This is a genomic window from Dyadobacter sp. CY356, assembly GCF_021440195.1.
Lineage (GTDB): Bacteria > Bacteroidota > Bacteroidia > Cytophagales > Spirosomataceae > Dyadobacter.
This window is the reverse complement of record NZ_JAJTSZ010000006.1, coordinates 379,782-405,534: the sequence shown is the minus strand read 5'-3', so window position 1 is coordinate 405,534 and position 25,753 is coordinate 379,782. Positions and strand designations below refer to the sequence as shown.

General features: G+C 40.4%; 20 protein-coding genes. 11 read left to right on the top strand and 9 right to left on the bottom strand.

Going from position 1 to position 25,753, the window contains the following annotated elements; translation table 11 throughout:
* Positions 1–170: 170 nt before the first annotated feature.
* Entirely contained in the window at positions 171–1,730 is a 1,560-nt protein-coding gene (locus tag LXL81_RS20620; RefSeq protein WP_234648654.1) for an acyl-CoA carboxylase subunit beta, read from the bottom strand.
* A gap of 89 nt (positions 1,731–1,819) precedes the next feature.
* Here LXL81_RS20620 and porQ point away from each other — a divergent pair, with 89 nt between their 5' ends.
* Entirely contained in the window at positions 1,820–2,863 is a 1,044-nt protein-coding gene (porQ, locus tag LXL81_RS20615; protein ID WP_234648653.1) for a type IX secretion system protein PorQ, read from the top strand.
* A 113-nt stretch (positions 2,864–2,976) separates the two neighbouring features.
* Here porQ and LXL81_RS20610 read toward each other — a convergent pair whose 3' ends face one another.
* The 5 genes from LXL81_RS20610 to clpB all read right to left on the bottom strand — a co-directional run bounded on the left by LXL81_RS20610 (position 2,977) and on the right by clpB (position 8,757).
* Positions 2,977–3,318, bottom strand: a complete 342-nt coding sequence (locus tag LXL81_RS20610) for a DUF86 domain-containing protein (protein ID WP_234648652.1) — start codon at positions 3,316–3,318, stop codon at positions 2,977–2,979.
* Positions 3,308–3,640: a nucleotidyltransferase family protein gene (locus tag LXL81_RS20605; RefSeq protein ID WP_409013935.1), complete on the bottom strand. Its 333-nt coding sequence runs from the start codon at positions 3,638–3,640 to the stop codon at positions 3,308–3,310. Before LXL81_RS20605 ends, LXL81_RS20610 begins: the two co-directional genes overlap by 11 nt.
* 42 nt (positions 3,641–3,682) lie before the next feature.
* Positions 3,683–5,185: an ATP-binding cassette domain-containing protein gene (locus tag LXL81_RS20600; RefSeq protein ID WP_234648650.1), complete on the bottom strand. Its 1,503-nt coding sequence runs from the start codon at positions 5,183–5,185 to the stop codon at positions 3,683–3,685.
* A 183-nt stretch (positions 5,186–5,368) separates the two neighbouring features.
* Positions 5,369–5,920, bottom strand: a complete 552-nt coding sequence (locus tag LXL81_RS20595) for a type 1 glutamine amidotransferase domain-containing protein (RefSeq protein ID WP_234648649.1) — start codon at positions 5,918–5,920, stop codon at positions 5,369–5,371.
* A gap of 230 nt (positions 5,921–6,150) precedes the next feature.
* A complete protein-coding gene (gene clpB / locus LXL81_RS20590; protein ID WP_234648648.1) occupies positions 6,151–8,757 on the bottom strand; it encodes an ATP-dependent chaperone ClpB in 2,607 nt (868 codons plus the stop codon).
* Between the two features lie 238 nt (positions 8,758–8,995).
* On the opposite strand from clpB, the gene LXL81_RS20585 reads away from it, so the two are divergent.
* Together LXL81_RS20585 and LXL81_RS20580 are read left to right on the top strand one after the other, a co-directional pair.
* The gene (locus LXL81_RS20585) at positions 8,996–9,712 is read left to right on the top strand and encodes a glutamine amidotransferase-related protein (protein ID WP_234648647.1); all 717 of its coding nucleotides are present in this window, start codon (positions 8,996–8,998) and stop codon (positions 9,710–9,712) included.
* 101 nt (positions 9,713–9,813) lie between these two features.
* Positions 9,814–10,335, top strand: a complete 522-nt coding sequence (locus LXL81_RS20580) for a phosphoribosyltransferase family protein (protein ID WP_234648646.1) — start codon at positions 9,814–9,816, stop codon at positions 10,333–10,335.
* 217 nt (positions 10,336–10,552) lie between these two features.
* Here LXL81_RS20580 and LXL81_RS20575 read toward each other — a convergent pair whose 3' ends face one another.
* The 3 genes from LXL81_RS20575 to LXL81_RS20565 all read right to left on the bottom strand — a co-directional run bounded on the left by LXL81_RS20575 (position 10,553) and on the right by LXL81_RS20565 (position 16,246).
* Positions 10,553–12,754: an alpha-galactosidase gene (locus LXL81_RS20575; protein ID WP_234648645.1), complete on the bottom strand. Its 2,202-nt coding sequence runs from the start codon at positions 12,752–12,754 to the stop codon at positions 10,553–10,555.
* A gap of 105 nt (positions 12,755–12,859) precedes the next feature.
* Positions 12,860–14,803 carry a KUP/HAK/KT family potassium transporter gene (locus tag LXL81_RS20570; RefSeq protein ID WP_234648644.1) on the bottom strand — a complete coding sequence of 648 codons (1,944 nt, stop codon included), beginning with the start codon at positions 14,801–14,803 and terminating at the stop codon, positions 12,860–12,862.
* A 93-nt stretch (positions 14,804–14,896) separates the two neighbouring features.
* Positions 14,897–16,246 (bottom strand): Nramp family divalent metal transporter, encoded by a 1,350-nt coding sequence (locus tag LXL81_RS20565; protein WP_234648643.1) that lies wholly within the window; start codon positions 16,244–16,246, stop codon positions 14,897–14,899.
* Between the two features lie 150 nt (positions 16,247–16,396).
* On the opposite strand from LXL81_RS20565, the gene LXL81_RS20560 reads away from it, so the two are divergent.
* From LXL81_RS20560 to LXL81_RS20525, 8 genes are all read left to right on the top strand, one after another.
* Positions 16,397–17,059, top strand: coding sequence for a metal-dependent transcriptional regulator (locus tag LXL81_RS20560; protein ID WP_234648642.1), 663 nt, complete (start codon positions 16,397–16,399; stop codon positions 17,057–17,059).
* Between the two features lie 19 nt (positions 17,060–17,078).
* On the top strand, positions 17,079–18,155 hold the full coding sequence (locus LXL81_RS20555) for an LptF/LptG family permease (protein ID WP_234648738.1): 1,077 nt from the start codon (positions 17,079–17,081) through the stop codon (positions 18,153–18,155).
* 4 nt (positions 18,156–18,159) lie between these two features.
* Positions 18,160–19,068 carry a DMT family transporter gene (locus tag LXL81_RS20550; protein ID WP_234648641.1) on the top strand — a complete coding sequence of 303 codons (909 nt, stop codon included), beginning with the start codon at positions 18,160–18,162 and terminating at the stop codon, positions 19,066–19,068.
* 45 nt (positions 19,069–19,113) lie between these two features.
* Positions 19,114–20,064 carry a glycosyltransferase family 2 protein gene (locus tag LXL81_RS20545; RefSeq protein WP_234648640.1) on the top strand — a complete coding sequence of 317 codons (951 nt, stop codon included), beginning with the start codon at positions 19,114–19,116 and terminating at the stop codon, positions 20,062–20,064.
* The gene (locus LXL81_RS20540) at positions 20,057–21,469 is read left to right on the top strand and encodes a DUF6056 family protein (RefSeq protein WP_234648639.1); all 1,413 of its coding nucleotides are present in this window, start codon (positions 20,057–20,059) and stop codon (positions 21,467–21,469) included. Before LXL81_RS20545 ends, LXL81_RS20540 begins: the two co-directional genes overlap by 8 nt.
* The gene (locus LXL81_RS20535; RefSeq protein WP_234648638.1) at positions 21,466–23,166 is read left to right on the top strand and encodes a hypothetical protein; all 1,701 of its coding nucleotides are present in this window, start codon (positions 21,466–21,468) and stop codon (positions 23,164–23,166) included. Before LXL81_RS20540 ends, LXL81_RS20535 begins: the two co-directional genes overlap by 4 nt.
* A gap of 74 nt (positions 23,167–23,240) precedes the next feature.
* A complete protein-coding gene (locus tag LXL81_RS20530; RefSeq protein WP_234648637.1) occupies positions 23,241–24,185 on the top strand; it encodes a glycosyltransferase family 2 protein in 945 nt (314 codons plus the stop codon).
* A 3-nt stretch (positions 24,186–24,188) separates the two neighbouring features.
* Positions 24,189–25,649: an MBOAT family protein gene (locus LXL81_RS20525; RefSeq protein WP_234648636.1), complete on the top strand. Its 1,461-nt coding sequence runs from the start codon at positions 24,189–24,191 to the stop codon at positions 25,647–25,649.
* Positions 25,650–25,753: the final 104 nt, after the last annotated feature.

The window sequence follows — 25,753 nt, the reverse complement described above, 5'->3', positions numbered from 1 at the left end:
TGATTAAGCGGTAGCCGTTTTGAGTAAACGGTTTTGGATCAACCAGTTTTATTTGAAAAATTAAATTTCCTGACAAAAACTAAAAAGCCTGGTAAATTCCCGAATAGAGAAGATAACCAGACTTGATGAGTACGATTTTTTGAAAAATATTTTAGTAATAAAAAGCAGCTTTATAAAGGAATGTTCCCATGTTTTTTTCTTGGCAAAGTGGCGACTTTATTTTCCAGCATACCAAATGCACGGATAAGTTTTTCCCTTGTTTGTTCAGGGTAGATCACTTCATCTATATAACCGCGATGTGCTGCCCGATAGGGGTTTGCAAACTTTTTGGTATAGGCATCGATTTTTTCCTGCAACTTTTCGGCAGGATTTTCTGATTCTGCGATTTCTCTTTTGAAAATAATTTCGGCTGCACCGCTTGCACCCATGACGGCAATTTCTGCTGTGGGCCAGGCGTAATTCATATCGGCGCCAATATGTTTGGAGTTCATTACATCATAAGCACCGCCGTAAGCTTTTCGGGTAATCACCGTAATGCGCGGAACGGTGGCTTCACAAAAGGCATATAATAACTTGGCACCGTTGGTGATAATCCCGTTCCATTCCTGATCCGTACCTGGTAAAAATCCCGGCACATCTTCCAGGACCAGCAAGGGAATGTTGAAACAATCACAAAAACGGACAAAACGTGCTGCTTTCTGACTTGCATTAATATCCAGAACACCGGCCAAAACAGCAGGCTGGTTGGCTACGATGCCAATGCTTCTGCCAGCAATACGTGCAAAACCGACAACGATATTTTCAGCAAAATTTTTATGAACTTCAAAAAATGTTTCAGTATCCGTCAATTCTTCAATCACTTCCCGGATATCATAAGGCTGGTTTGGGTTTTCGGGAATGATAGTATTAAGGCCTGGTCGCGTTTCACTTGCTTGTTCATAAGCAGTTGCTGGCGCTTCATCTTCACAGTTTTGAGGAATATAACTTAGCAGTTTTTTGATATTTAACAGACATTCAACCTCATTGGGCGAAACAAAATGTGTAACACCGGATTTTGTCGCATGGGTCATGGCGCCACCTAGTTCCTCAGAAGTAACGTCTTCATGGGTAACTGTTTTGACAACATTGGGGCCGGTCACAAACATGTAGCTGCTGTTTTCAACCATCATAATAAAATCCGTAATGGCAGGTGAATAAACGGCTCCACCGGCACAGGGACCCATAATGGCCGAAATTTGTGGAATAACACCTGATGCCAGGGTATTTTTGTAAAATATATCCGCATATCCTGCAAGAGAAAGTACACCTTCCTGAATACGTGCACCTCCCGAATCATTTAATCCAATGACCGGAGCCCCATTTTTCATAGCAAGATCCATGATCTTGCAAATTTTTTCCGCATGTGTTTCGGAGAGGGAGCCTCCAAAGACGGTAAAATCCTGTGCAAACACATATACCAGTCTTCCATTGATTTTGCCATAACCGGTGATAACGCCATCGCCCAGATAATGCTCTTTATCCAGGCCAAAATCACGGCTTCTGTGCATTACAAACTTTCCGATTTCTTCAAAAGAACCTTCATCAAGAAGTATAGAAACCCGTTCACGAGCCGTTAACTTACCTTTTGCATGTTGGGTTTTGATCCGGTTTTCGCCGCCTCCAAGGTCAGCTTCTGCATTTTTTTTATCTAATTGATCTTTTTTCGAAGCTGCGGCAGACGTTGATTCCATGTAATACAGACGATATGGTTACATTTGTTTTTAAACAGATTCATAAATATAATGTCATTTTAACGGAATCGGGAAATTTTTGCATTTCTATGAGGGAGATCGGTACGCGCTTCTTTTTTTTACTGGTTTTTCTTCTACTGATTATAGGAGAAAGTTTCGCGCAAACGACTGGTGGGAAAAGTGGTCTTAATTTTCTGCAACTTCCATCGCAGGCAAAAAGCACAGCCCTTGGAGCTAATCACATGACGATTTCAGGAAATGATCCAGCACTTTTCTTACAAAATCCCGCTTTGCTTGATTCTTCCAAAGAAGATCAGGTGTCAGTAAACTTGATGCCATATCTGGCGGATACCAAATTTCTGAATCTGGCTTACGGACATAAAGTAAAACGTACTGCCGGAACCTGGGCGGTTGCTTTACAATATCTGAACTATGGAACAATCACAGAAACGGATGCGGCAGGAAATATAATCGGAGAATTTCGTGCCGCTGATTACGGATTATCTGCCGGTTACGGACAAACCGTTGGTGCTTTTACGCTTGGCGGAGCCGTAAAATTTGTAGGTTCTTCCATTGAATCCTATCAGGTTTATGGGCTGGCATTTGATTGGGGAGGTGTTTTTAAACATCCGCAGCAAGATCTAACCATAGGTTTTGTGGTTAAAAATCTTGGATTTTTAAAGCAAAATTTTACCGGAGCAAACACACCGGTTTTACCTCTGGATTTACGGACCGGAGTAACTTTCAAACCGAAATATATGCCAATCAGGTTTTCAGGAACAATTCATCACCTGAATAGTTTTGACATGGTTTATAATGATCCGGATTTGTTTTTTACTTATGACATCAACGGCACCAGAATTTCCAGGAAAGTAGGCGTTGCAGAAAAACTAGCCCGTCATATGTCCATCGGAGCAGAATTATTACTGGACAAAAACTTTAAAATCCTGCTTGGTTACGATCATTTGAAAAGGCAGGAACTACGATTGTATAATGCCGGAGGATTGGCCGGGTTTTCTTTTGGTGCGTGGCTTCGTGTAAAACGGTTTGAAATCAGTTATGGTAGGGCGCAATACACGCCTGGTTTTGGGAGTAGTTCTTTGTCTGTATTGATGGATTTGAAGAAGTCCTAGTTATTATTTAAGTCTGAAAGAAATTTATTTATTTTTCTAAAAAAGAATTTCTATAATCGAAGGTTGGTGGAATTGATATTAATGAAAATATATTGATAAATAATAAAAATAAATTAATTTTTATGAAGTAAATTTTCAATTTCTTGTTTTAAAACTGGAAGGTGTCTAATAATAATTCCCCAAATTATATCATCTGAAACCGCATCATAGGCATGTATTATTCTATTTCTGGTATCAACAAGTTTTCGAGAATTTGTGATTACCATTGACGGCTCTCTTTTGAGAACTCGACTCATAGCTTCTCCTATGATTTCAATGTTTCTCTCAACGGCTCTTTTTGTTTTTAAATCTGCCTTATAGTGAAGGAATTCTTTGGGAATATCGGTAAAATAGCTTTCAATCTCTGAAATTGCATTCAAAATATCGTAAAGCCATACTTTTATTTCAGTGTCCATAAACGAGTTTTCTGTGCTGATCAACGGATTTTCTGAAATATGGGTTTTTGATCGCTTGTTCTTCAAGCAGGTCGATAGGTCTTTCTAAGATTTTTTGAAGGGAAAACTTTAAATCAAAATAATTGTCCGCATATTCCTCAGTTTCAATCTCTTCAAAGTCTACAATTAGATCTATATCACTTTCATTATTAAAACTGTCCGTCAAAATTGAGCCAAATGCATATAAACTTTTAACCTTATGTGTCTCACAAAGTTTGATGATATCAGATGCATATAATTCAAGCCTTTTCATCAATTTTCGTTTGATATGAAAGTGTTGCAAAAATACGTATTTCTTCCTGCTTTATCGTTGCCAAAATTATATCTAGCTGTTTTCAACCACGTAACCCTTCTCCAATTTCAAAAACTTCGTTACACAAGATGGAATTTCATTCAGATAATGTGAAACATAGATTAACGTGCGTTCGGGCGTATCACAAATCGCATCAACCACCGATTTGAAATATTCAATCGAAATGGTGTCCAGTCCCTGACATGGCTCGTCAAGAATTAATAGCGGAGGGTTTTTTACCAAAGCTCTCGCCAATAAAACCAGACGCTGTTCTCCTTTTGATAATTGGGAAAAATCTTTTTCAATTAAATCACGAACGTGAAGAAGTTCGGCAACTTCATGAACCCGTTCAATCTGAATTTCCGTAAGTTTTTTAAAAAATATGCCTGTTGCGTCAAAAAATCCGGATGCTATGGTTTTAAAAACCGTAGTGTTTTTTGGGAAATATAGATGAAGCTCCGGCGAAACATGACCTATTTTTTGTTTAATATCCCAGATTGAAGCACCGATTCCGCCACGTTTTTTGTCAAACAGATCATAGTCATTGGCAAAACGCTGCGGGTTATCTGCCGTGATAATACTCAGCAAAGTGGATTTGCCTGAGCCGTTTGCGCCGGACAAAGCCCATTTTTCACCTTTAATAATTTTCCACTCAATACCTTTTAAAATCAGATCCTCACCATATTTTACACGGATATTTCTCAGGTCAATCGCTACTTCAAAATCTTTGAAATTCGGTTCACCAAACTTTGCCAGTTTTTGCGGATCAGGTTTTGGAAATGTTTCAACGTTATGGCTTGTTAGCTGATAATCATCAACGGTACTTAACTTTTCTATATGTCCATGGTTTAATTCCAGAATATTGGTAACACAAGGCGGGATTTCAGTGGCTGAGGTGGCGATGACAATGGTCACGCCCGACTGCGACAGAGCATTTAATGCATTTCTCAAAACTTCGCGGGAGTGAACGTCCAGCCCACTGAACGGATGATCAAGCAATAATATTTTCGGATGTTTCAGAAGTGATTTTGCCAATAACATACGGCGTGTTTCGCCATTGGATAAGGTAACAAAAGGATGGTCCAGCAAATGAGTTATGGACAGCAGCGCACTCACTTTTGTCAGTTGCTCATCATTAACTTTTGAAGGTGCCAGATGGACTGAATTTTCATTAACCGTTCCAACAGGTTTTAACTGATCAGTTAAAATCGCCCGAACAGAAGGGGCTCGTTCCGCTTCGTAGGCATGAAAACGCTGTTGATAATATTCTGCTCCGGCACTGACAATACGGTTGAAAGAATAATCATTGGGTACAAACTCAATAATCTCACGAACCGGCTGATCAAAACCATAACTTAATTTACCTTTGGAAACCGGCCACTTGCCGGCAATAATATCCAGTAATGTTGTTTTCCCGGATCCATTCGGACCGATTATTGCCCAATGTTCTCCTTTCTCAACTTTACAGTTCAGGTCGGTTAATACGGTGATTTCATACTTTTTAACAAAAACATTTTCTAATGACAGTTGGCTCATAGGGAAATCTCAAATTCGATTAAATCAGCGGTAGTGGCGGTTTTTGCCGGTTACATTCTTAAACAAAGATTGTTAAGTTTGCCAAGAATCGAAAGGTGAAGTTGCTTTTAAAAAAAGAACACCCGACTCGGCTCGTGCAGAATCAGGTGTTTAAAGACCATATTAATAACATGAATAACTACACTATTGATGCAGCTCCATATTGAACTCTTTTATCATTTGATTAATAAAAATTGCTAGGTCATCCGTTTTTCTACTGGTAACCAAGCTATTATCTGAAACAACAGCCTGGTCAATCCAGATTGCCCCGGCATTTTCCAAATCATTTTTAACAGCCGCATTTGACGTTAACGTTCTGCCCAAAACCACATCGGCATCAATTAAAATCTGAGGTCCGTGACAAATTGCAGCTACCGGCTTATGATTCATGAAAAACGAGCGCACAAATTCAACTGCTTTTGCGTTGGTCCGCAGCGCATCCACTCCCATAACGCCACCCGGTATTACCAGAGCGTCATAATAGTCTGCTCTTGCGTTATCCAGTGGCACATCCACTTTGTGTGATCCGCCCCAATCCACATGATTCCAGCCCTTTACCAAATCCTTATTAGGTGATATAATATGGGTTGTCGCACCATTTTTATCCAAAGCTTGCCTTGGACACGTCATTTCTACCTGTTCAAATCCGTCAGCTACCAAAATGGCAACTTTGATTGCATTGGTTGTCGAGTCCATAATTATATTGATTTGAATTATTGCATGAAAATTTTTAATAAAATAATGATAACAAATAATATGCCAGGTCAGAATAAAGATAATTGGGGATTTTTCATTTCAAGATCAGGAAGATCTTTCACGTAGGAAGCTAACTTATTGAGTGTTAAGTTACAAAAAATCATGGATTAGTAAAAGAAAGAGCGCAACAAAATTTGCTGCGCTCCTAAATAATCAAACTTTGATTAAAATTATATTTCTACACTACCAACATTCTCGAAAATCAGTTCGCCTTCAGCATTTAACTCCATCATAATCACTGAATCACGGGCAACCTGTCCGCTCAGAATTCCTTTTGAAAGTTCGTTGAGAATTTTACGTTGTAACACTCTTTTTAGTGGTCTTGCACCAAACGCCGGATCAAAACCTTCTTCTCCCAATTTGGTTAATGCTTCTTCGGTTGAATCCAGCGTTACGCCTTGTTCAAGCAACATTTTTTGAATTCCTTTAAATTGTATATCAACAATTTTCCGGATGTTTTTCATAGATAACGGTTCAAACAAAACGATCTCATCAATCCGGTTCAAGAATTCGGGGCGAACCGAAGCTTTTAGCAAATCAAGAACGCCTTGTTTAGCTTCTTCAACGATCAACGCATGATTCCATCCTTCGTCTTCTGCAAATTTTTCCTGAATAATATGGCTTCCGATATTTGAAGTCATAATTATGATCGTGTTTTTGAAATTGGCAACACGGCCTTTATTATCAGTCAAACGACCTTCGTCCAAAACCTGCAAAAGAATATTCCAGACATCCGGATGTGCTTTTTCAATCTCATCTAGAAGAATAACACTGTATGGTTTCCGACGGACAGCCTCTGTCAATTGTCCACCTTCGTCATAACCAACATATCCCGGAGGTGCTCCAACCAAACGGCTTACTGCATGACGTTCCTGATACTCACTCATATCAATCCGGACCATTGCATTTTCGTCATTGAACAAATATTCAGCAAGTGTTTTTGCCAATTCCGTTTTACCAACTCCTGTCGGTCCAAGGAAAAGAAAACTTCCCAAAGGACGTTTTGAATCCTGCAATCCGGCCCGGCTACGACGAACGGCATCTGATACCAAAGTGATGGCTTCTTCCTGACCTGCAACGCGTTGATGCAAATGATCTTCCAGATGCAGCAATTTTTCCTTATCACTTTGCAGCATTTTAACCACCGGAATTCCGGTCCATTTGGCTACAACCTCAGCAATTTCTTCCGGCGTTACTTCTTCCTGCATCAGGCTTTCCGCATTTTCGGATTCTTTCAGCGCTTCCAAACGGCTGTTAGCTTCCGGGATCCGTCCATATCTGATCTCCGCAACTTTACCAAAATCACCACTTCTTTCGGCCTGTTCAGCTTCCAGACGCAGTTGTTCAAGTTGTTCTTTCAGCGTACGAACTTCGTTGACTTTGCCTTTTTCATTTTCCCAAAGTGCTTTCAGACTATTCCGTCTTTCACTCAGGTCTGCAATTTCCTTATTTAATATCGTTTCTTTTTCCTTGTTATTCTCACGGCGAATTGCTTCCCGTTCAATTTCGAGCTGCATTACTTTACGGTTTAGCTCATCCAGCTCTTCCGGAACGCTATCCATTTCAAGACGTAACTTAGAAGCCGCTTCGTCCATTAAGTCAATTGCTTTATCCGGCAAAAAACGGTCGCTGATGTAACGGGTTGAAAGTTCAACCGCTGCGATCACCGCATCATCCTGGATTCTTACACCATGATGCAGCTCATATTTTTCTTTGATACCACGCAAAATACTGATGGCGTCAGGAATATTCGGCTCGTCTACCATCACAGCCTGGAACCGACGTTCCAGCGCTTTATCCTTCTCCATGTATTTTTGGTATTCTTTCAGCGTCGTCGCGCCAATTGCATGCAATTCTCCACGAGCCAAAGCAGGTTTTAATAAATTTGCTGCGTCCATGGCTCCTTCACCGCCGCCACCTGCGCCGATGAGCGTGTGAATTTCATCAATGAATAAAACAATTTCACCTTCCGAGTCAGTCACTTCTTTAATAACTGCTTTCAATCGTTCCTCAAATTCTCCCTTGTATTTTGCACCTGCAATCAGCAGACCCATATCAAGGGAAGCAATGATTTTTGATTTCAGGTTTTCAGGAACATCACCCTGAACAATTCTTTGGGCAAGTCCTTCTACGATCGCTGTTTTACCAACACCCGGCTCTCCCAGCAGAATCGGATTGTTTTTTGTACGGCGACTTAATATCTGTAAAACCCGTCTGATTTCTTCGTCACGACCAATCACCGGATCAATTTTTCCGGCTTTGGCGAGTTCATTAAGGTTTTTGCTGTAACGTTCCAGAGAACGATATTTTGCTTCTGCGTTTTGATCTTTCACGGGGTTATTTTTTCCTCTTAGTTCTTTAATGGCGTTTATTAACTCCTTTTCTTTAAAACCCACTTCCTTCATCATGGTGGCTGTGGAATCTTTTCCACTAAGTATTCCCAGAAGAAGAAGTTCAATACTTATAAATTCGTCACCGAATTCTTTCAGATAGTTTTGTGCCTTAGATGTTGCGGCTGCAAGATCATTACCTAAAAAAGCCTGGCTGGTTCCACTAACCCGCGGATAAGAATCCAGTATTTTTTGCAGACGATTACTTAAAACATCTGCACTAATATTTAGTTGATTAAGGATAAACTGCGACGTATTTGGATCTTCCTCCAAAATGGATTTAACAACATGCCCTGTTTCAATAGCCTGCTGCTGGTTGCCCTGAGCCATTTGTGCGGCGTGTTGTATAATTTCCTGCGCCTTGATGGTATATTGGTTAAAGTTCATGGCGGTATTTCGTTGATAAGTTGATAACAATGTACTACCGTCAAACAATGTGCCGGGAGAATAAACCGGAAATAATGTCGTACATTTTTCAATAATGGAAGAATATACGTCAAAAAGTCATGTTTTTAATTGTACGGGCGCAGATACCAATCTGCATTGTTTTATTTCAAATCTATTTTATTCTTAATTTAACCGAATATTTAGCCAAAATCCGGCAGGAAATTATCTGATTTATTCAATGAAAGTAGGTCTGTTAGAATGTGATCATGTTCGGGTGGAATTCTTGTCAATAGCGGGAGATTACCGGGTTATGTTTCCTGCGTTATTCGCAAACATTGCACCTGACTGGCAATTTGAGTTTTATGATGTTTGTAACGGAGCTTTTCCAGCTTCGGTGAATGCGTGTGATGTTTACATCTGTACCGGATCAAAATCTTCTGTTTATGACGGGGATGAATGGATTGAGAATTTGAAATCATTTGTAAGGAAAATACACCAATCTGGGAAAACATTCATCGGTGTTTGTTTTGGGCATCAGATTCTTAGTGAGGCGTTAGGAGGTGAGGTAAGAAAATCTGATGTTGGCTGGTGTGTGGGTGTGCATACTTTTGAAACGTTAAAATTTCAAAACTGGATGATGCCTGCTGCATCCTCCTTTAATCTTTTGATGATGTGCCAGGATCAGGTTTTAAAATTACCCACAGAGGCGATTTTGCTAGCCCGGACGCCAGATTGTCCGAATGCCATGTTTCAGATTGGTGAAACGATGCTTGGGATACAAGCGCATCCTGAATTCCCTAAAGCTTACGATCGGGCTTTGATGGAATTAAGAGTGGAAAGAATAGGAGAACGGAAAGTAGAAATGGGTATCACGAGCCTGGAATTACCGACATCAGAGAAAGTTTTTGCACAATGGATTGTTAATTTTGCTGAGAGTACCAGGATTAACAAATAGGTTTTGCATATTATAATTTTTTCTTGTCGGAAGATTGTGAGATTTTTACTACAAAGAAATGTTAATTGAGAGAAACCCGGAATTTTTTGAACAATAGTCTCATGGAAATAACAAATATAGATACACACAGACAAATACTGACATCCTTGCAAACCCGCCAAAAAATCCGGCGGATAGCTTTTGAAATATATGAGCAGAATTTTGAAGAAAGTTCTGTAATCCTGGCTGGTATAGCCGGAGAAGGATATCAGTTTGCCAAGATCCTCACAGAAGAATTACGGTCAATTTCCCCGTTGGATATAAAACTGATTGAGCTTCGTTTTGACAAAACAATCCACTGGCAAAGTGAAATACATTTTGACGATGAATCCGTTGAGCTTGAAAATCAGGTTGCGGTAGTTGTGGATGATGTTTTGAATACCGGTCGTACGCTGGCATTTGCACTTGAACCATTTTTGAAAGTGCAAATGAAAAAATTACAAGTAGCTGTGATAGTTGACCGTGAACACCATTTATTTCCGGTTTCCGCCAATTACGTAGGATATTCATTAAGCACGACCATCAGCGAAAGAGTAGAAGTAATCCTAAGCCGCCCAACCGAAGAAGGGGTTTATCTCAGGTAGGGGCGACCCTTGTGGTCGCCCGGTTTGACTCCCAAATTATTTATAATTTGAGAGTCAAACGCAAGTGCACATATAATCGAACGAGAGAATGTCTTTTAGACTCATTTTGGAGTAAATCACCATGGATGGATTAATCGCCATGGATGGAATTGAAAAACCATTTATGGAATAAAGAACCGTGGTTATTTATTCCAACGGGCGACCACGAGGGTCGCCCCTACGGCACCACCTCAATCTCAACAATGACACTGGTTCTCCTCGCATTCACAACCGGATTAAATCCGGCCGTCATCAAATATTCTCCTGAATAAACCTGATCTTCTTTTAATGCAGATTTCGTATCGGGGTATAGATTCAACTCTTTCACTTTATAATTTTTAGAAGCATCCAGTCCTTCCAGACGGATCGGCGTATCCGAGCCATCACCATTCCTGTTTCCAACCAAATAAGAAAACAGAATTGCTTTTGATTTGTTTTTTGTAGCAAACATCAATGCTGCATAGTCATTTTTTTTAGGATCGACCAACCTGAAAAGATCGCCCTGGAAAATTACATCTTTCACAGCATTATAGGTTGAAACAGCCTGCTGACTGAATTTCAGATCTTTTTCATTCAAATGACTTACAACGATATCATAACCTAAACGGCCCATCATGGCCACATCCGTACGGAATTTTAAAGGCTGCTTTCCCCAATCCGTCACGTGTGCGCTTTGCGTGATGGCAGGGAAGAAATAAGAATATTCCCATTGCATAAAAACTCTTTCCAAGGGATCAGTATTATCGCTAGGCCAGAATTCGGTGAAATATTTAAGTGCTTCATAATCTACCCGACCGCCGCCGCCTGAGCATAACATCATCGGGATTTTTGGATATTTTGCCCGTAGTTTTTCCAAAACTTTGTACAATCCCTTTACATAATCAACATAAAGCTGAGATTGTTTTTGCTTACTTTTTTCGAGATAAGCGGAGTATGCGTTAAAAGTGATCGCGTTACAATCCCATTTGATGTAGGCGATATCCGGATTTTCGGTAAAAAGTTTATCCAAAATTCCATAAACGAAATTCTGAACTTCCGGATTTGACAAGTCCAGCGGAAGCTGGTTGCGCATATAATGTTCGGGACGCTGCGGTTGTTTAATTACCCAATCCGGATGTTTTTCATACAATTCACTTTTTGGATTTACCATTTCAGGCTCCACCCAAATTCCGAATTTGATTCCTGTTTTTTGTGCTTCTTTAACCAGATAACCAATGCCATGCGGCAATTTTTTGACGTTTTCCTGCCAGTCGCCCAAGCCTGCCTGATCATTATTTCGGGGATATTTATTGGCAAACCAGCCGTCGTCCAGCAAAAACAAATCAACGCCCAGCTTCTTCCCATCTTTGAAAAGCCCGGAAAGTTTGTCTTCGTTAAAATTAAAATAAGTTGCCTCCCAGTTATTTAATAATGTCATGCGAGTGCCTTCACCATCCAGAATCCTGTATTTTCTTGCCCAGTTATGCAAGTTACGGCTTGCTTCACCTTTTCCGTTTTCAGAGAAAGTGTAGATGAAAGACGGTGTTTTAAATTCCTGTTTTGATACCAGCGGATATTCTGAGGCGTAAGGATTTATTCCGGCGATTAATCTCAGATTATGGTAGGAATCAACCTCAAAATCCATCTTGAAATTCCCTGACCAGGCTAAGGTTCCAAGCAAAACTTTTCCTTCTGTTTCAGTTGCCGGTTTATCAAAAGACAGCGAAAAACTTGGTGGCTGAAAAAGATTGGCGCGAGTTCCAAGTTTAGAATCCAAAACACGGATTCCGGCTGTCAGTAATTCTTCTTCGGGATTCATCTCTTTGGCCCAGGTTCCGTTATAATGCGTCAGATAATAATCTTTTGCGATGAAATAAAGATTAGCCGAAGCATACTTTTGAAGTGTAACCGGATTTTTTTCTTCACTTTTAATTATACTCCACTGTTCAACCACATTCTCCTGAAAGTATGTTTTGTAGAAAAGCGTTACCTCAACTGCATAGACAGGATCTTTCAGAACGATGCTGGTAACACTTACATTGTTATTTTCCTTTGCTGTTTTATGGCTTACATAAATGAGATCCAACGATTTATTTCCATCACCATGTGTAAGTTGCAGGGCAGGTTCGGACACGCTCCACGTTCCGGATGGCGTGTAGGCCGAGTTGTAAATACCTGCATTTCCATCACGCTGGCGACTTTGTGAAGGAATAAGTTGGTATTCTGCCGCCTGGTTTAACTTCTTTCCAAAATAGATAATACCAAGATGGTTTTCTTTGTCCGTTTGTAGTACCAAAGCGTTTTGTCTGGTTTCTATCGGAATGATGACGGGTTGATTCTGAGCATAGGACGTAATTCCAAAAACGATCAGAATGAGGGATAGGATAATGCTTTTATACACAACAGTTAAGATTAATAAAATTTAGTGACGAGATAGCAAAAGGATCAATACCACTCAATCATACTGAGTAATATTGATCCTTTAATTCATATTGATAACTTCGTCTTACACGTAAACCCGTCTCAATTTAATATTTTCGATAGGACGGATAATCAGCGGGACTTTTTCAATTTTTACAGAACTGCTGTCCAGGCCAAACCATTTATCTTCCGGCGTAGTAAAATCTTTTACAAAAAAGTAAGTTTTCATGACCAGTTGTTCAAAAAACGGGAGGTCATTTTCAAAAGAAAGAAAACGTTCCAGAACGACGAAGCGGAAATCACCAGTAACATTCTGGCGACTTAATGATTCGTAACGGCTGGTAATGTCCACCTCTTTATTCATCACCATATCTTCCACTACTTTTCGGAAAAACAGGTTAATGCGCTGTTCAACACGGAAACCGAGTTTGAAATTGACTTTGATAACCGTTTCATCATCATCAATCGTATTCACTTTGTATTCCATTGTATATGGATCATCCGTGGTGTCGACGTGGATAAACCAGTAAATATCAGCACGTTTAGGCCGCTTTTGAAAAATGGAATAAACCACCTTTGTTTCAATTTCTGAAACGCGGGAAGCGTTGGTCATGAAAACCAGATGGGTTGTATATTTTGGAATACTGATATCACGACTCAGTTCCTTCAAAGCAGGCAGATAGGATTCAAGTTTGGTATATTCTGTCAAACGCAATTTAATATAAAAAGCGCGAAGCCATACCGACATCAAACCTGCCACCATAACACCGATCATGATCGTAAACCAGCCGCCGTGTGTGAATTTCAATAAATTAGCTCCAAGGAAAAGTCCTTCAATGAACAGATACAGCATCATGAAAGCGATGACAATCCACAAATTCACCCGTTTTAAATATAGATAATAGGAGAAAAGAATGGTGGTCATAATCATCGTTGCTGTGATGGCCAATCCGTAAGCGGCTTCCATGTTGGAAGATTCTTTGAAATAAAATACAACGACCATACAACCCAGCCACAAAAGCCAGTTTACACTTGGAACGTATAATTGTCCTTTCTGGTCGCTTGGGTATACCAATCGAACTTTTGGCCAGAAATTCAATCGGATAGCTTCTGAAATCAGTGTAAAAGAACCGGAAATTAAAGCCTGACTGGCAATAATGGCAGCAGAAGTGGCGATGACAATTCCGGGAAGAAGCCACCAATCGGGCATCACTTCATAAAATGGTTTACGTTCTGCAAGCAGATTTCCAACTTCGGAAAGAAGCCAAGCACCCTGGCCGAAATAATTCAGAACCAGACAAATTTTTACAAATACCCAGCTTACACGAATATTCGCACGGCCACAATGTCCAAGATCGGTATATAAAGCTTCGGCTCCGGTTGTACAAAGAAAAACGGCACCTAACATCCAGAATCCGCCCGGATGTTTTGTAAGCAATTCATATCCGTACATTGGATTTAATGCCTTAAATATTTCTGGGTGACCCATCACCTGGTATAATCCCAAAACGCCAAGCATAGAAAACCAGGTGATCATGATCGGTCCAAACGCCCGTCCCACGATTTTTGTCCCAAAAGCCTGGATCAGGAAAATGCCGGTCAGGATGGCGATAACAATCGGTATGGTTTGAATATTCGGATATAAAATTCTAAGTCCTTCAACAGCTGAGGAAACCGAAATTGGCGGGGTAATAATTCCGTCGGCCAACAGCGTACTACCGCCAATGACAGCCGGAACAGTCAGCCAGCGTGCATGTTTACGCACCAGCGCATACAAAGCGAAAATCCCGCCTTCACCACGATTGTCTGCGCGAAGTATCAGGATTACGTATTTTACCGTGGTTTGTAAAGTCAGCGTCCATACGATGCAGGACAGAGCACCGTAAATAATTTCGTCTGTGATAACTTCTTTGCCAATGATGGCCTGCATTACATAAAGCGGCGATGTACCTATGTCTCCATAAATAATTCCGAATGCAATAAGAATACCGGCAGCAGAGATTTTATCAAAATTGTGTTTGGGTTCCATTCATTTCTGTTCTAAAAACAGCGAAAGTTAGGAAACCGCAGGCAAAGAAGGTACTTGTAGGCCGAAATTTAATTTCCTGGTCGTGACGTATATCTAAAAAAGTGTCCGGAATAACAGATAACCATTTAGTACAATGATAATTGAAGTGATCACCCAACTGAGCATTGTCAGCCCTTTTGAATTAGCAAAATTACCCATAATCTTACGATTTGCAGTGAAAAGTACCAACGGCACCACAGCAAAACTAAGTTGCAGGGATAATATCACCTGGCTAAAAACCAATAATTCTGCCATACCTTTTTCACCATAAAGCGTAGTAACGATCAATGCCGGAATGATGGCAATGGCTCTGGTAATCAGCCGTCGGATCCATGGTTTGAGGCGGATATTTAAAAATCCTTCCATAACAATCTGTCCGGCCAGCGTTCCGGTGAGTGTTGAACTTTGTCCGGATGCAAGTAACGCCAGCGCAAAGAAGATACCTGCAAGACTCACACCCAGTAAAGGATCCAACAAATGATAAGCATCTGTAATATCGGCCACTTCCCTGTGTCCGTTGTTATGAAATGCAGCTGCGGCTAGGATCAGAATGGATGCATTGATAAAAAAGGCAAGTCCAAGTGAAACCGTTGAATCGATGGTAGCAAATTTGATGGCCGTCTTTTTTCCTTCTTCGTCACGTTTGAAATTTCTGGTTTGCACGATACTGGAATGCAGATATAAATTATGCGGCATCACCGTCGCCCCCAGAATTCCGATGGCAATGTAAAGCATTCCCGGATTGGTTACGATCTCAGCTTTTGGAAGAAGTCCTCCCAGCATACCGGAAAGAGAAGGCTGAGAAACAATCATTTCATACATGAAACTCAACAAAATGATGCCCATCAAAGCACCAACAATACTTTCAATAATCCTGAATCCTTTTTGTTGAAAATATAAAACAAGCAACACGTCAAGCGATGTGAAAATAATGCCGACCGTTAATGGGAGGTTAAACAATAAATTCAGGGCGATGGCTGAGCCGATAACCTCGGCCAGATCGGTGGCGGCGATGGCTATTTCAGATAGTATCCATAATACGATGGAAACCGGCCTGGAATAATAATCCCGGCAGGCCTGCGCCAGGTCGCGGCCGGATGCAATGCCAAGTTTCAGTGCCAGGTGCTGTAACAGCATAGCAAATAAATTGGAGACCAAAATGACCGTAAGCAGGGTGTAGCCAAAACGGGAACCGCCTTCAATATCCGTAGCCCAGTTGCCCGGATCGATATATCCAACGGCCACCATTAGCCCAGGACCGGTAAATGCCATTAGTTTTCTCCAAAAGCCTGCACCTTCAGGTATATTTATTGAAGCGTGAACTTCCGACAACGAAGCAAGTTTATTGGTATCGTCTGTTATGTTTTTAAGCAATGAATCCTTGGTAGTTAAATTGTCAAACATTTTTCGAATGTCTAAAATAAACAATCTGGTTTATTGAAAACAAAGATAGTTAAATCTTTAAATCAATTTTTAGGTTAATCTAAATTTTTTTAAATCCGATTAGTAAATTGTACTTTTGCTGACATATTGAGGTTTTGGGATAAACATACGATGCAGAACTCGTTCACAGAAGAAAATTATTTAAAAATTATTCACGCACTTTCTGGGCGTGAAGGGCTGGAAGTGAGTACCAATGCCTTGGCGGAAAGTACTTCTACACGTGCAGCATCTGTTACGGATATGTTGCGCAAGCTTGCGGAAAAGGGTCTGATACATTATAAAAAGTATCAGGGTGTGAGATTGACGGAATCCGGAGAAAAAGTTGCGATCAATGTAATCCGCAAACATCGCCTTTGGGAGGTGTTTTTGGTTGAGAAACTTGGTTTTGGGTGGGATGAGGTGCACGATATTGCAGAAGAACTTGAACATATAGCGTCTGATCACCTGGTGGAACGTCTGGATTCGTTTTTAGGACATCCGCGTTTCGATCCGCACGGTGATCCGATTCCTGATGCAAAGGGTAACCTGACTGAACCGGATTATCTGATATTGACCGATGTGGCAATAGGGGAAAAAGTGAGGATGATGGGCGTTCTGGATCACGCGCCTTCATTTTTGCAGCATCTCGACAGAGCGGGGATCACGCTTGGCTGTATTTTGGAAATAAAAGAAATTAATGAATATGATAAATCCGCCTCTGTACAGATTGGTGACAAACAAACGTTGTTTATAAGTCTTGAGGTTTCTAAAAATTTACTAGTACAACGCCGATGAGACTTGCCCAGCCATGAGATTGAAAATATTAGATCGTTATCTGATCAAGAATTTCCTGATTACCTATTTTTTCGTAGCCTTTGTGATCGTACTGATCATTTGTATGATCGATTATACAGAAAAGGTGGACGATTTTCTTGAAAAGAAAGCCCCGATCAATGAAATCCTGGTTGATTATTATCTCAATCTGATTCCTTACTGGATTAATTACATTAGTCCGCTGATGGTTTTTATCGCCACAGTATTCTTTACATCAAGAATTGCAGCCCGTACTGAAATTGTTGCGATGCTGAGCAGCGGAATCAGTTTTGGCCGAATTTTATTTCCATATCTGATCGGAGCGGTGGTACTTGGTGCTGTAACATTTGTTCAGGTAGGCTGGATCTTGCCCAAAGCGAATAAAATCAGGAATACTTTTGAAAAGACTTATGTGAAAAGTGAATATACTTTCAGCGGGCGGAATGTACATATCACCATTGCCCCTGATGTTTATGCCTACCTGGAAAGCTATAATACGGCTACCAAAACCGGGAATAAATTCACAATGGAAACAATCAAAGGGAATAAACTTCTTCAAAAACTGTCAGCAGATAAAATTGTATGGCAGGACAAAAAGAAGAAGTGGACACTTCAGAATATCCAGGTCAGGACGATAGACAGCCTGAAAGAAACGCTTAGTTATCCAAAGGATATTGATACCACAATCAATCTTTTCCCCAAAGATTTTGAAAGTAATTATAACCTCTATGAAACTTTTACGCTTCCGGAGCTCAATACTTATATTGCACTTTTACGCAGTAGGGGAGCCGATGGACTTGAAGTTTATCTGATTGAGAAATATGTTCGTTTTACCCAGCCTTTTGCAATTCTGATCCTAACTTCCATTGGTGTGATCGTTTCGGCGCGTAAAAGCAGGCGGGGAGTGGGGTGGCAAATTGCCCTCGGATTTATGCTGGCCTTTATCTATATCCTCTTTTTCCTTTTGTCAAAAGGAGTTGCAGAAGCGGGGACTGTAAGTACATTATTTGCCGTATGGCTTCCCAATATCGTATTTTCGTTTATCGGATTGCTGTTGTATAAAACATTACCAAGATAATTTTATGTTCACATCAACCAATTTCAAATCCTATCTTCATCTGCATTTTCTGGTGCTGATCTGGGGTTTTACGGCCATAGTTGGTTTGATGGTTTCTGTATCTCCGATAGCACTGGTTTTTTACCGGACCTTTTTAGCAGGCCTTGGCCTGGCGGTTGTGATGATGATAAAGAAAAAGAAATTTGATGTAACAGGAGCAGATCTTCGGCGGATGTTTTTTGTTGGCTGTATTTTATCGTCTCACTGGATACTTTTTTTTGCTGCCGCCCGTGTTTCAACTGCGTCGGTTTGTCTGGCAGGTATGGCCACAACTTCACTCTGGACAAGTTTGATTGAACCTTTGGTAAACAAACGTCCCATAAAGCCACTTGAAGTCGGTCTTGGGATACTGGCTTTTGCCGGGTTATATGTGGTTTTTCGGTTTGAATTTGATCATGCCCTAGGGCTGGGACTTGCGCTGGCATCGGCATTACTGGCCGCTATGTTTACCGTCGCGAATAGCAGATTAGTACAAAGAATCGATGCTTTTACGATCACTTTTTATGAAATGGTCGGAGCCAGTTTGTTTTCGTTATTGTTTTTAATTGTAGCAGAATCACAAGGGTGGACAAACAATATGCCTGTTTGGCCCAAAGGTCAGGATTGGATATGGATTTTGTTTCTGGCCTGGATCTGTACTGTTTATGCAAGCACGATGGCTACACAGCTCATGAAACAGTTTTCTGCATATCTTATCAATTTGACAATCAATCTTGAACCGGTTTATGGAATCGCGTTGGCTTTTTTCTATTTTGGAGAAAAGGAAAGGATGACACAGGGTTTTTATATGGGTACCATTTTAATCCTGATGGCTGTACTTTTATACCCGATTTTGAACGGGCGAACTTTTCAAAAAAAGACAAAAACTACTTAATTAACATATTACTACTACTTTTGTCGCATCAACAAATCCGGAAACATGAATTTATCCCGTTTACTTTTAGTAGTACCATGTTATAATGAGGAGGCGATTTTGAATCTTACCTATTCAACGCTAAAAACTTATTACGCTGGTATTAAGGAACGTGGACTTATTGCGGCTGACAGTAAAATCTGTTTTGTTAACGATGGCAGCCGAGATAAAACCTGGGATATTATAGAAGATTTGTGCAATCAGGATGAAAATATTATCGGTGTCAAACTATCTAGAAATTTCGGTCATCAGAGCGCGATCATGGCCGGTCTGGAAAAATATATCGACGATTTCGACTGCTTTATAACCATTGATGCAGATTTACAGGACGACATCAATGCCATTACCAGTATGATTGAAAAACACCGCGAAGGTGCAATGGTTGTATATGGCGTCCGTGGAGACAGAAGTTCTGATAGCTGGTTCAAGCGTTTTACGGCAGAGAGTTTTTATGTGATTATGCAGAAAATGGGTGTTCCTGTTGTTTTCAACCACGCTGATTTTCGATTGATGGACCGCCGGGTTCTTCAGGAACTTGGTAATTTTAAGGAAATTAACATGTTCCTTCGCGGCATTGTTCCGCTGGTTGGTTTCAGAAATGAGAAGGTAATTTACAATCGTCTTGAACGCGCTGCCGGAGAAACAAAATATCCGCTAAGTAAGATGTTGCTTTTTGCCTGGAACGGGATCACTTCTTTCTCTACCTTTCCGATGCGGCTGGTGCTTTACTTTGGGGTTTTTAACTTTATGGTTGCCATGGTTATCGTGGCCTATATTTTCTTTTCCTACATTATCGGCAAAACTGTTCCTGGCTGGACTTCAACGATGCTCCCAATCACTTTTTTCAGCGGCTCCAATATGATGGCTCTGGGATTGATCGGCGAGTATATCGGGAAAATCTATGAAGAAGTAAAAGGCCGTCCACGCTACATAATTGAAAAAACTGTTAATGAATAGATTTTATAAAAAATACCGCACCGTTGGCAATTTGATCAATATGCTTCTTGCACTAAGCGTGTTGATACCCTTGCTGGCGCTATCCTATTTTAACCATCCATCTCCCGCCGACGATTATTGTTACATCGATACGGTTTTCAAATACAGCTGGCTGGAAGCGATGAACTTTTACTATTCCGGCTGGACCGGGCGCTACTTTGGTATATTTCTCAATCATTCCAATCCGCTTCTATTTCATTCAATCACAGGTTTTAAAGTGATTCCGGTATTGTTGCTTTTGGCCATGTTGTTTGCATTTTACAATTTGTTCCGTCACCTGACACCCACTTTATCACGGGTAGCACATCTTGGTTTTGCAGGGATTGTCTTCTTCCTGTATATTCTTAAAATGGCTAGTATTGTAGAAGGTTTCTACTGGATGGCTGCTTTTGTCACGTATACAGTTCCAAATATTCTTACATTATTATGGGTTGGTGTTGTGCTGGACTGGTATCGTCAGGATACAAGAAAAGTGTTACTTGCCATATTAGCCAACCTGATGGTTTTTGCCATTATCGGATGTAGTGAAACCAACCTTGTCATTCTTGTGATGTTACTTGGCGCTTTATGGTTTTATCGTCTCGTTTTTCACAGAAAAGTGGACGGTTTGATGATCAGTATGGCGGTTATAGGTGTTATATCCATTTACATTTTTCTTGCAGCTCCGGGTAATGCTGCCCGTCTGGATGGAAATCCGATGAGCAGAAATATTGGATTTTCAGTCATTTCTTCATTTAAACAACTGGCCGTTTTAAGTTTTCCGTGGATATTTAAAACCCCGTTACTGATCTTTTCTCTTGCCTGGATGATCGTCCTTTCCAAGATATCTGTTGGTGCGCGCAATTACTTTTCGATGCCGGTATGGTTCGCCATTTTGCTTTACATAGGTATTTTGGCCGGCCAGATATTTCCTTCCTATTATGGAATTGGAATAGAACCGTCATTGCGGGCTGTGAATTGTGTATATCTTTTTTTCCTGATCGGATGGTTTTATGTGATCGGGGTGATATTTCATTATTTCCACAAACGATATACTCCTAATTTCCCCTTATCCTTTTTGCGGTATGGTGTTCTTTACTCGCTATTGGTTATTTCCATAGCTTTTTCATTCTTCCGGAGTGCGAACGTAAAGATGATTTATTCTGATTTGTTAAGAGGAAAAGCAGCCGCTTTTAGCAGAGAAACAGACGAACGATACGTATTGATCCAGAATTCAAAAACAAGTATCGTCTATTTACCTCCCATCAAAACCAGACCCATGTCTCTTTATTTTGATGATATTAAAGAGAACAGAGATCATTGGTGGAATAAATGCATGGCAGGTTATTTCGGGAAAGAGGCGATCATTATGAAAGAAACAAAGTGAATAAAAATAAACTGATACTTGGTGGTTTAGTGGCAATACCTGTTTTTTTCTGGGTATTTGTCATTCTGAATAATTCTGTAAACGTGCCCTGGTACGATGATTTTGATCCTTTTCCGGATTTTCTTCGTCAATGGATCAACAGCGCCTCTTTTTCTGATCATCTGAGATTACTTTTTCAGCCAAACAATGAACACCGGATGGTGATCGGAAAGTTGGTTACCTTGTTTTATTATGGTATTACCGGACATCTGAATTTTACATTTCTTCACATTGCAGGAGCCTGTTTTACGCTCGGGACTTTATATTTGTTTTGGACGTCATTTAAAGACAGTAAATTAAAATGGTGGTATTTTTTGCCGGTGCCGTTTTTATTGTTCCAGCTGCAATACCATCTGGTTTTCCTTTGGGCAATTTGTAGTCTTCAGCATCAGCCAGTTGTGTTCTTTGTCAGTTTGTCCATGTTATTGCTGGCCAGAAATCGGTTTGGCTGGGCGCTTTTAGCCGCAGTTTGCGCGACCTATTCCATGAGCAATGGCATTTTTGTCTGGGTTTCCGGAGCTGTGATCCTGATATTGAGATCCAATTACAAGCTGCTCGGAATCTGGTGTATCACGGGTGCTGCTGCCATTGGATTTTATTTTTTCGGTTTAACAACACAAGGCAACGAATCCAGTATTGCTTATTTCAAACAATATCCGCATCTTTCTTTCCTTGGTTTCTTTGCTTTTCTGGGCGGTTTGTTTGACTTCTTCCCTGAAAAAACAATTGTGACCAGATCCGTTCTTCCCGTCATGATGGGGCTGGCCGTGACGGTTTGGATAGGAATCTGGCTTTTGACACTATTATTAACGTGGTTTAAAAAGACTTTTAATACATCTCAAAAACTGCCGGAATTTGTTGATTCATTTTCTGTCGTAGAAAAAGGTCGGAAATCATTTCAGGAATTTCTTTTAGGAATACTTGTCTTTTTGTTGATGAATGCCCTGGTTATCGGATTGTTAAGACCAAGATTCGGTTTTTTTGTAATGATCGTGAGTAATTACAAAATGTACCCGGCGTTGTTCCTGATCATTGCTTATCTGTCTTTTATTTCATCAACGGTCAGGATCAATTTACAGGAAAGGGGCTTTCAACTTGCAATTTTTCTAAGTCTTTTGATCTGGGGTTTTTCGATTTACAGTTATCTGCCCGTTATTCAGGAACGTAAAAAATATCTTTCAATCAACGGATATAACCAGGAATTTAATGGGTACGGACTAGGCCACGTACCTTTTTCGGCCGGTGCTAAATATGTTGATATCCTGATGAAAGAAATGGTTGCTATGAATATTTATAAGTATCCATCTGAAACAGCTCATTCGGTGACTGAAATAAAAAAGATAGATAAACCAATTCCGGCCAATTTTGATATTTCTGCTAAAATGCTGAATGATAAAATTCTGATTCAGGATTCTACTGCCAGGTTAAGTGCAAATACCGGTCAATACGCATTTGTGAAAAATAAAGAGCATTTGTATCTGTTCAAACTGGAACCGAACAGATATACCGGAAAAAATGTATTCAGACAATATTTTAATGGTTCCAATGTCGAAGTTCCTCTGACTTCATTGCTTCCCGGATCCTATGATCTGGGTGTCGTAAAAGTAAATGGAGAAGAGGTTACCGGAGGGATTTTGAAGAGCATTACAGTACCTTAACTAAATCAATGGTTCCAAATTTCGTTTAAAGGCGTATTTTTGCCACCGTTGTCTAATCGTTTAAAAAAAGCATATTGAAAACCCCGCAAATATCTATTGTTGCTCCGTTATACAATGAGTCAGAGTCTTTTCCTCAGCTGATTCAGCGTCTCAGCGCATTAATGGATTCCAGTCCGCTGTCGATCGAAGTGGTGCTTATCGATGACGGAAGCAGGGACGATACCGCTTTACGTATCCGTCAGCTGGCTTTAACGGATGAGCGTTATCATGGCGTATTTTTGTCAAGAAATCATGGTCATCAGCTCGCATTGACAGCAGGCATAGCATCAGCGCGGGGAAGTGAGGCATTGTTTGTCATTGACGGAGATTTACAGGATCCGCCTGAACTGCTCCCGGATTTTTACAAATTGATGCAGGAAGGCAATGACGTGGTTTATGCTGTTCGTAAAAAACGGAAAGAAAACTTTATCAAAAAAACCGGATATCATTTATTTTACCGCCTGCTTCGTTCGATATCTTATGTTGAAATTCCGTTGGATTCAGGGGATTTTGCCTTGATCAGCCGCCGTGTTGTTGATGTGATGAACAAGATGCCGGAGGAAAGCAGGTATCTTCGCGGAATGCGGTCCTGGATCGGATTTAATCAGACAGGTTTTGAATACGAGCGTGATGCACGTGCGGCAGGGGAATCAAAATATTCTTTCAAACAATTATTTGGTCTGGCATATAACGGAATATTTAATTTCAGTGAATTCCCGATCAAATTCATGAGCAGAATGGGCGTTTTGGCTATTCTGATTTCACTGGTTTATTTTATTATTGTAGTCATTAAAAAACTCTTTTTTGTCCAGGTCATCGAAGGTTTCACAGCGTTGCTTTTTGTGATCATTCTTTTCAGCGGCGTGCAGCTTCTGGCGCTTGGCATCATTGGTGAATATGTACTCAGGATCTTTTTTCAATCAAAAAATCGTCCGTTGTATATCGTTAAAGAAGAGATTGTAAACCGCGAGTATATTTAACAAATGCTTTTCAATTCCATACAGTTTCTGGTTTTCTTCATTGTAGTCACGCTGGCTTATTTCAGCTTGTCGTGGCGTGGACGATGGATTCTTCTGCTGGCGGCGAGCTGTTATTTTTACATGGTTTTCAAGCCGGTTTTCATCCTGATCCTGTTTGGTACCATTGTCATTGACTATTATGCCGGGATCTGGATCGCACAGACAAAAGACCAGAAACAGAAAAAGTTATTACTGATTATCAGTTTGATATCTAATATCGGGATACTCTGCTTTTTTAAATATTACGATTTTTTAGAAGATTCTGTAAATCATGCACTCCGTGTGATTGGATTCAGGCCAATGATACCGCACCTGGAAAGTGTTATTCCACAGCCAATTTTGAGTTGGATGGTAAATAACGCTGGACACGTTTTGTTGCCCATCGGATTATCATTTCATACTTTCCAGGCCATGAGTTATACCATTGAAGTATATCGGGGAAATCAGGAACCTGAAAGACATTTTGGTATTTACGCGTTGTACGTGATGTTTTATCCGCAGCTTGTGGCCGGTCCAATCGAGCGTCCGCAGAATATGCTGTATCAGTTTCATTCTTATTTCAAGTATGATTTTGAACAGGTAAAGTCGGGTTTGGTACAAATGGCATTCGGTTTCTTCAAAAAAATCGTAATCGCCGACAGGCTTTCTCAGGTTGTAGATTTCGCGTACGTTAACCCGGCAGAGCAAAACGGACTGACAATTGTAACGGCGATGGTCTTTTATTCTTTCCAGATCTACTGCGATTTCTCAGGTTATTCAGATATTGCCATTGGCGCTGCGCGTGTGATGGGTTTTACATTGATGGACAATTTTCGCTCTCCTTACGAAGCCAGATCCGTGGCGGAATTCTGGGGAAGATGGCATATTTCCTTATCAACATGGTTCAGGGATTATCTCTATATTCCCCTGGGAGGCAACAGAAAAGGAGAATTTAATAAATACAGAAATCAATTTATTGTATTCCTTGTCAGCGGACTTTGGCATGGCACGAGCTGGCGTTTTGTAATTTGGGGAGCTCTTCATGGTACCTATCAGGTTACGGCAGCATTACGAGATAAATGGCTGAAAAAAGCCGGAATAGCACTTCCTGACAATCCTGTTTTTAGGATACTTGGGACTCTGTTAACTTTCGTTCTGGTAACAATAGCATGGATATTTTTTAGAAATGAACTTCATAATTCAATAGTTATCCTGAAAAAAATTCCGACATTATCTTTTTCAGATAAGATACAGACTCCTTTTAATGAAGTTGAAATGTGGTTTTGCGTGTTTTTGATGGTATTTCTTTTGGTAAAGGAACATTATTACCAAAACATCCCAACAAAAAATACAGCCGGATTCTTTATCCTTTTTATAACGCTGTCATTCCTTACCTACTTCTTGGGAGTCGTTACGACAAATCAGTTTATTTACTTCCAGTTTTAATTTCCAGCTGAATCTTAGTTGACAGATTTTCAAAGTAATTTTTGAAAGTTTGACTATTTATGTATTTAATTTCTGCCAAGCTGACAGAAAACAGGTCTAGTACT

Excerpts from the sequence above, each read along its gene's own strand:
- LXL81_RS20620 (WP_234648654.1), bottom strand. The coding sequence starts at position 1,730 with ATGGAATCAACGTCTGCCGCAGCTTCGAAAAAAGATCAATTAGATAAA.
- porQ (WP_234648653.1), top strand. The coding sequence starts at position 1,820 with ATGAGGGAGATCGGTACGCGCTTCTTTTTTTTACTGGTTTTTCTTCTA.
- LXL81_RS20610 (WP_234648652.1), bottom strand. The coding sequence starts at position 3,318 with ATGGACACTGAAATAAAAGTATGGCTTTACGATATTTTGAATGCAATT.
- LXL81_RS20600 (WP_234648650.1), bottom strand. The coding sequence starts at position 5,185 with ATGAGCCAACTGTCATTAGAAAATGTTTTTGTTAAAAAGTATGAAATC.
- LXL81_RS20595 (WP_234648649.1), bottom strand. The coding sequence starts at position 5,920 with ATGGACTCGACAACCAATGCAATCAAAGTTGCCATTTTGGTAGCTGAC.
- clpB (WP_234648648.1), bottom strand. The coding sequence starts at position 8,757 with ATGAACTTTAACCAATATACCATCAAGGCGCAGGAAATTATACAACAC.
- LXL81_RS20585 (WP_234648647.1), top strand. The coding sequence starts at position 8,996 with ATGAAAGTAGGTCTGTTAGAATGTGATCATGTTCGGGTGGAATTCTTG.
- LXL81_RS20580 (WP_234648646.1), top strand. The coding sequence starts at position 9,814 with ATGGAAATAACAAATATAGATACACACAGACAAATACTGACATCCTTG.
- LXL81_RS20570 (WP_234648644.1), bottom strand. The coding sequence starts at position 14,803 with ATGGAACCCAAACACAATTTTGATAAAATCTCTGCTGCCGGTATTCTT.
- LXL81_RS20565 (WP_234648643.1), bottom strand. The coding sequence starts at position 16,246 with ATGTTTGACAATTTAACTACCAAGGATTCATTGCTTAAAAACATAACA.
- LXL81_RS20560 (WP_234648642.1), top strand. The coding sequence starts at position 16,397 with ATGCAGAACTCGTTCACAGAAGAAAATTATTTAAAAATTATTCACGCA.
- LXL81_RS20550 (WP_234648641.1), top strand. The coding sequence starts at position 18,160 with ATGTTCACATCAACCAATTTCAAATCCTATCTTCATCTGCATTTTCTG.
- LXL81_RS20545 (WP_234648640.1), top strand. The coding sequence starts at position 19,114 with ATGAATTTATCCCGTTTACTTTTAGTAGTACCATGTTATAATGAGGAG.
- LXL81_RS20540 (WP_234648639.1), top strand. The coding sequence starts at position 20,057 with ATGAATAGATTTTATAAAAAATACCGCACCGTTGGCAATTTGATCAAT.
- LXL81_RS20525 (WP_234648636.1), top strand. The coding sequence starts at position 24,189 with ATGCTTTTCAATTCCATACAGTTTCTGGTTTTCTTCATTGTAGTCACG.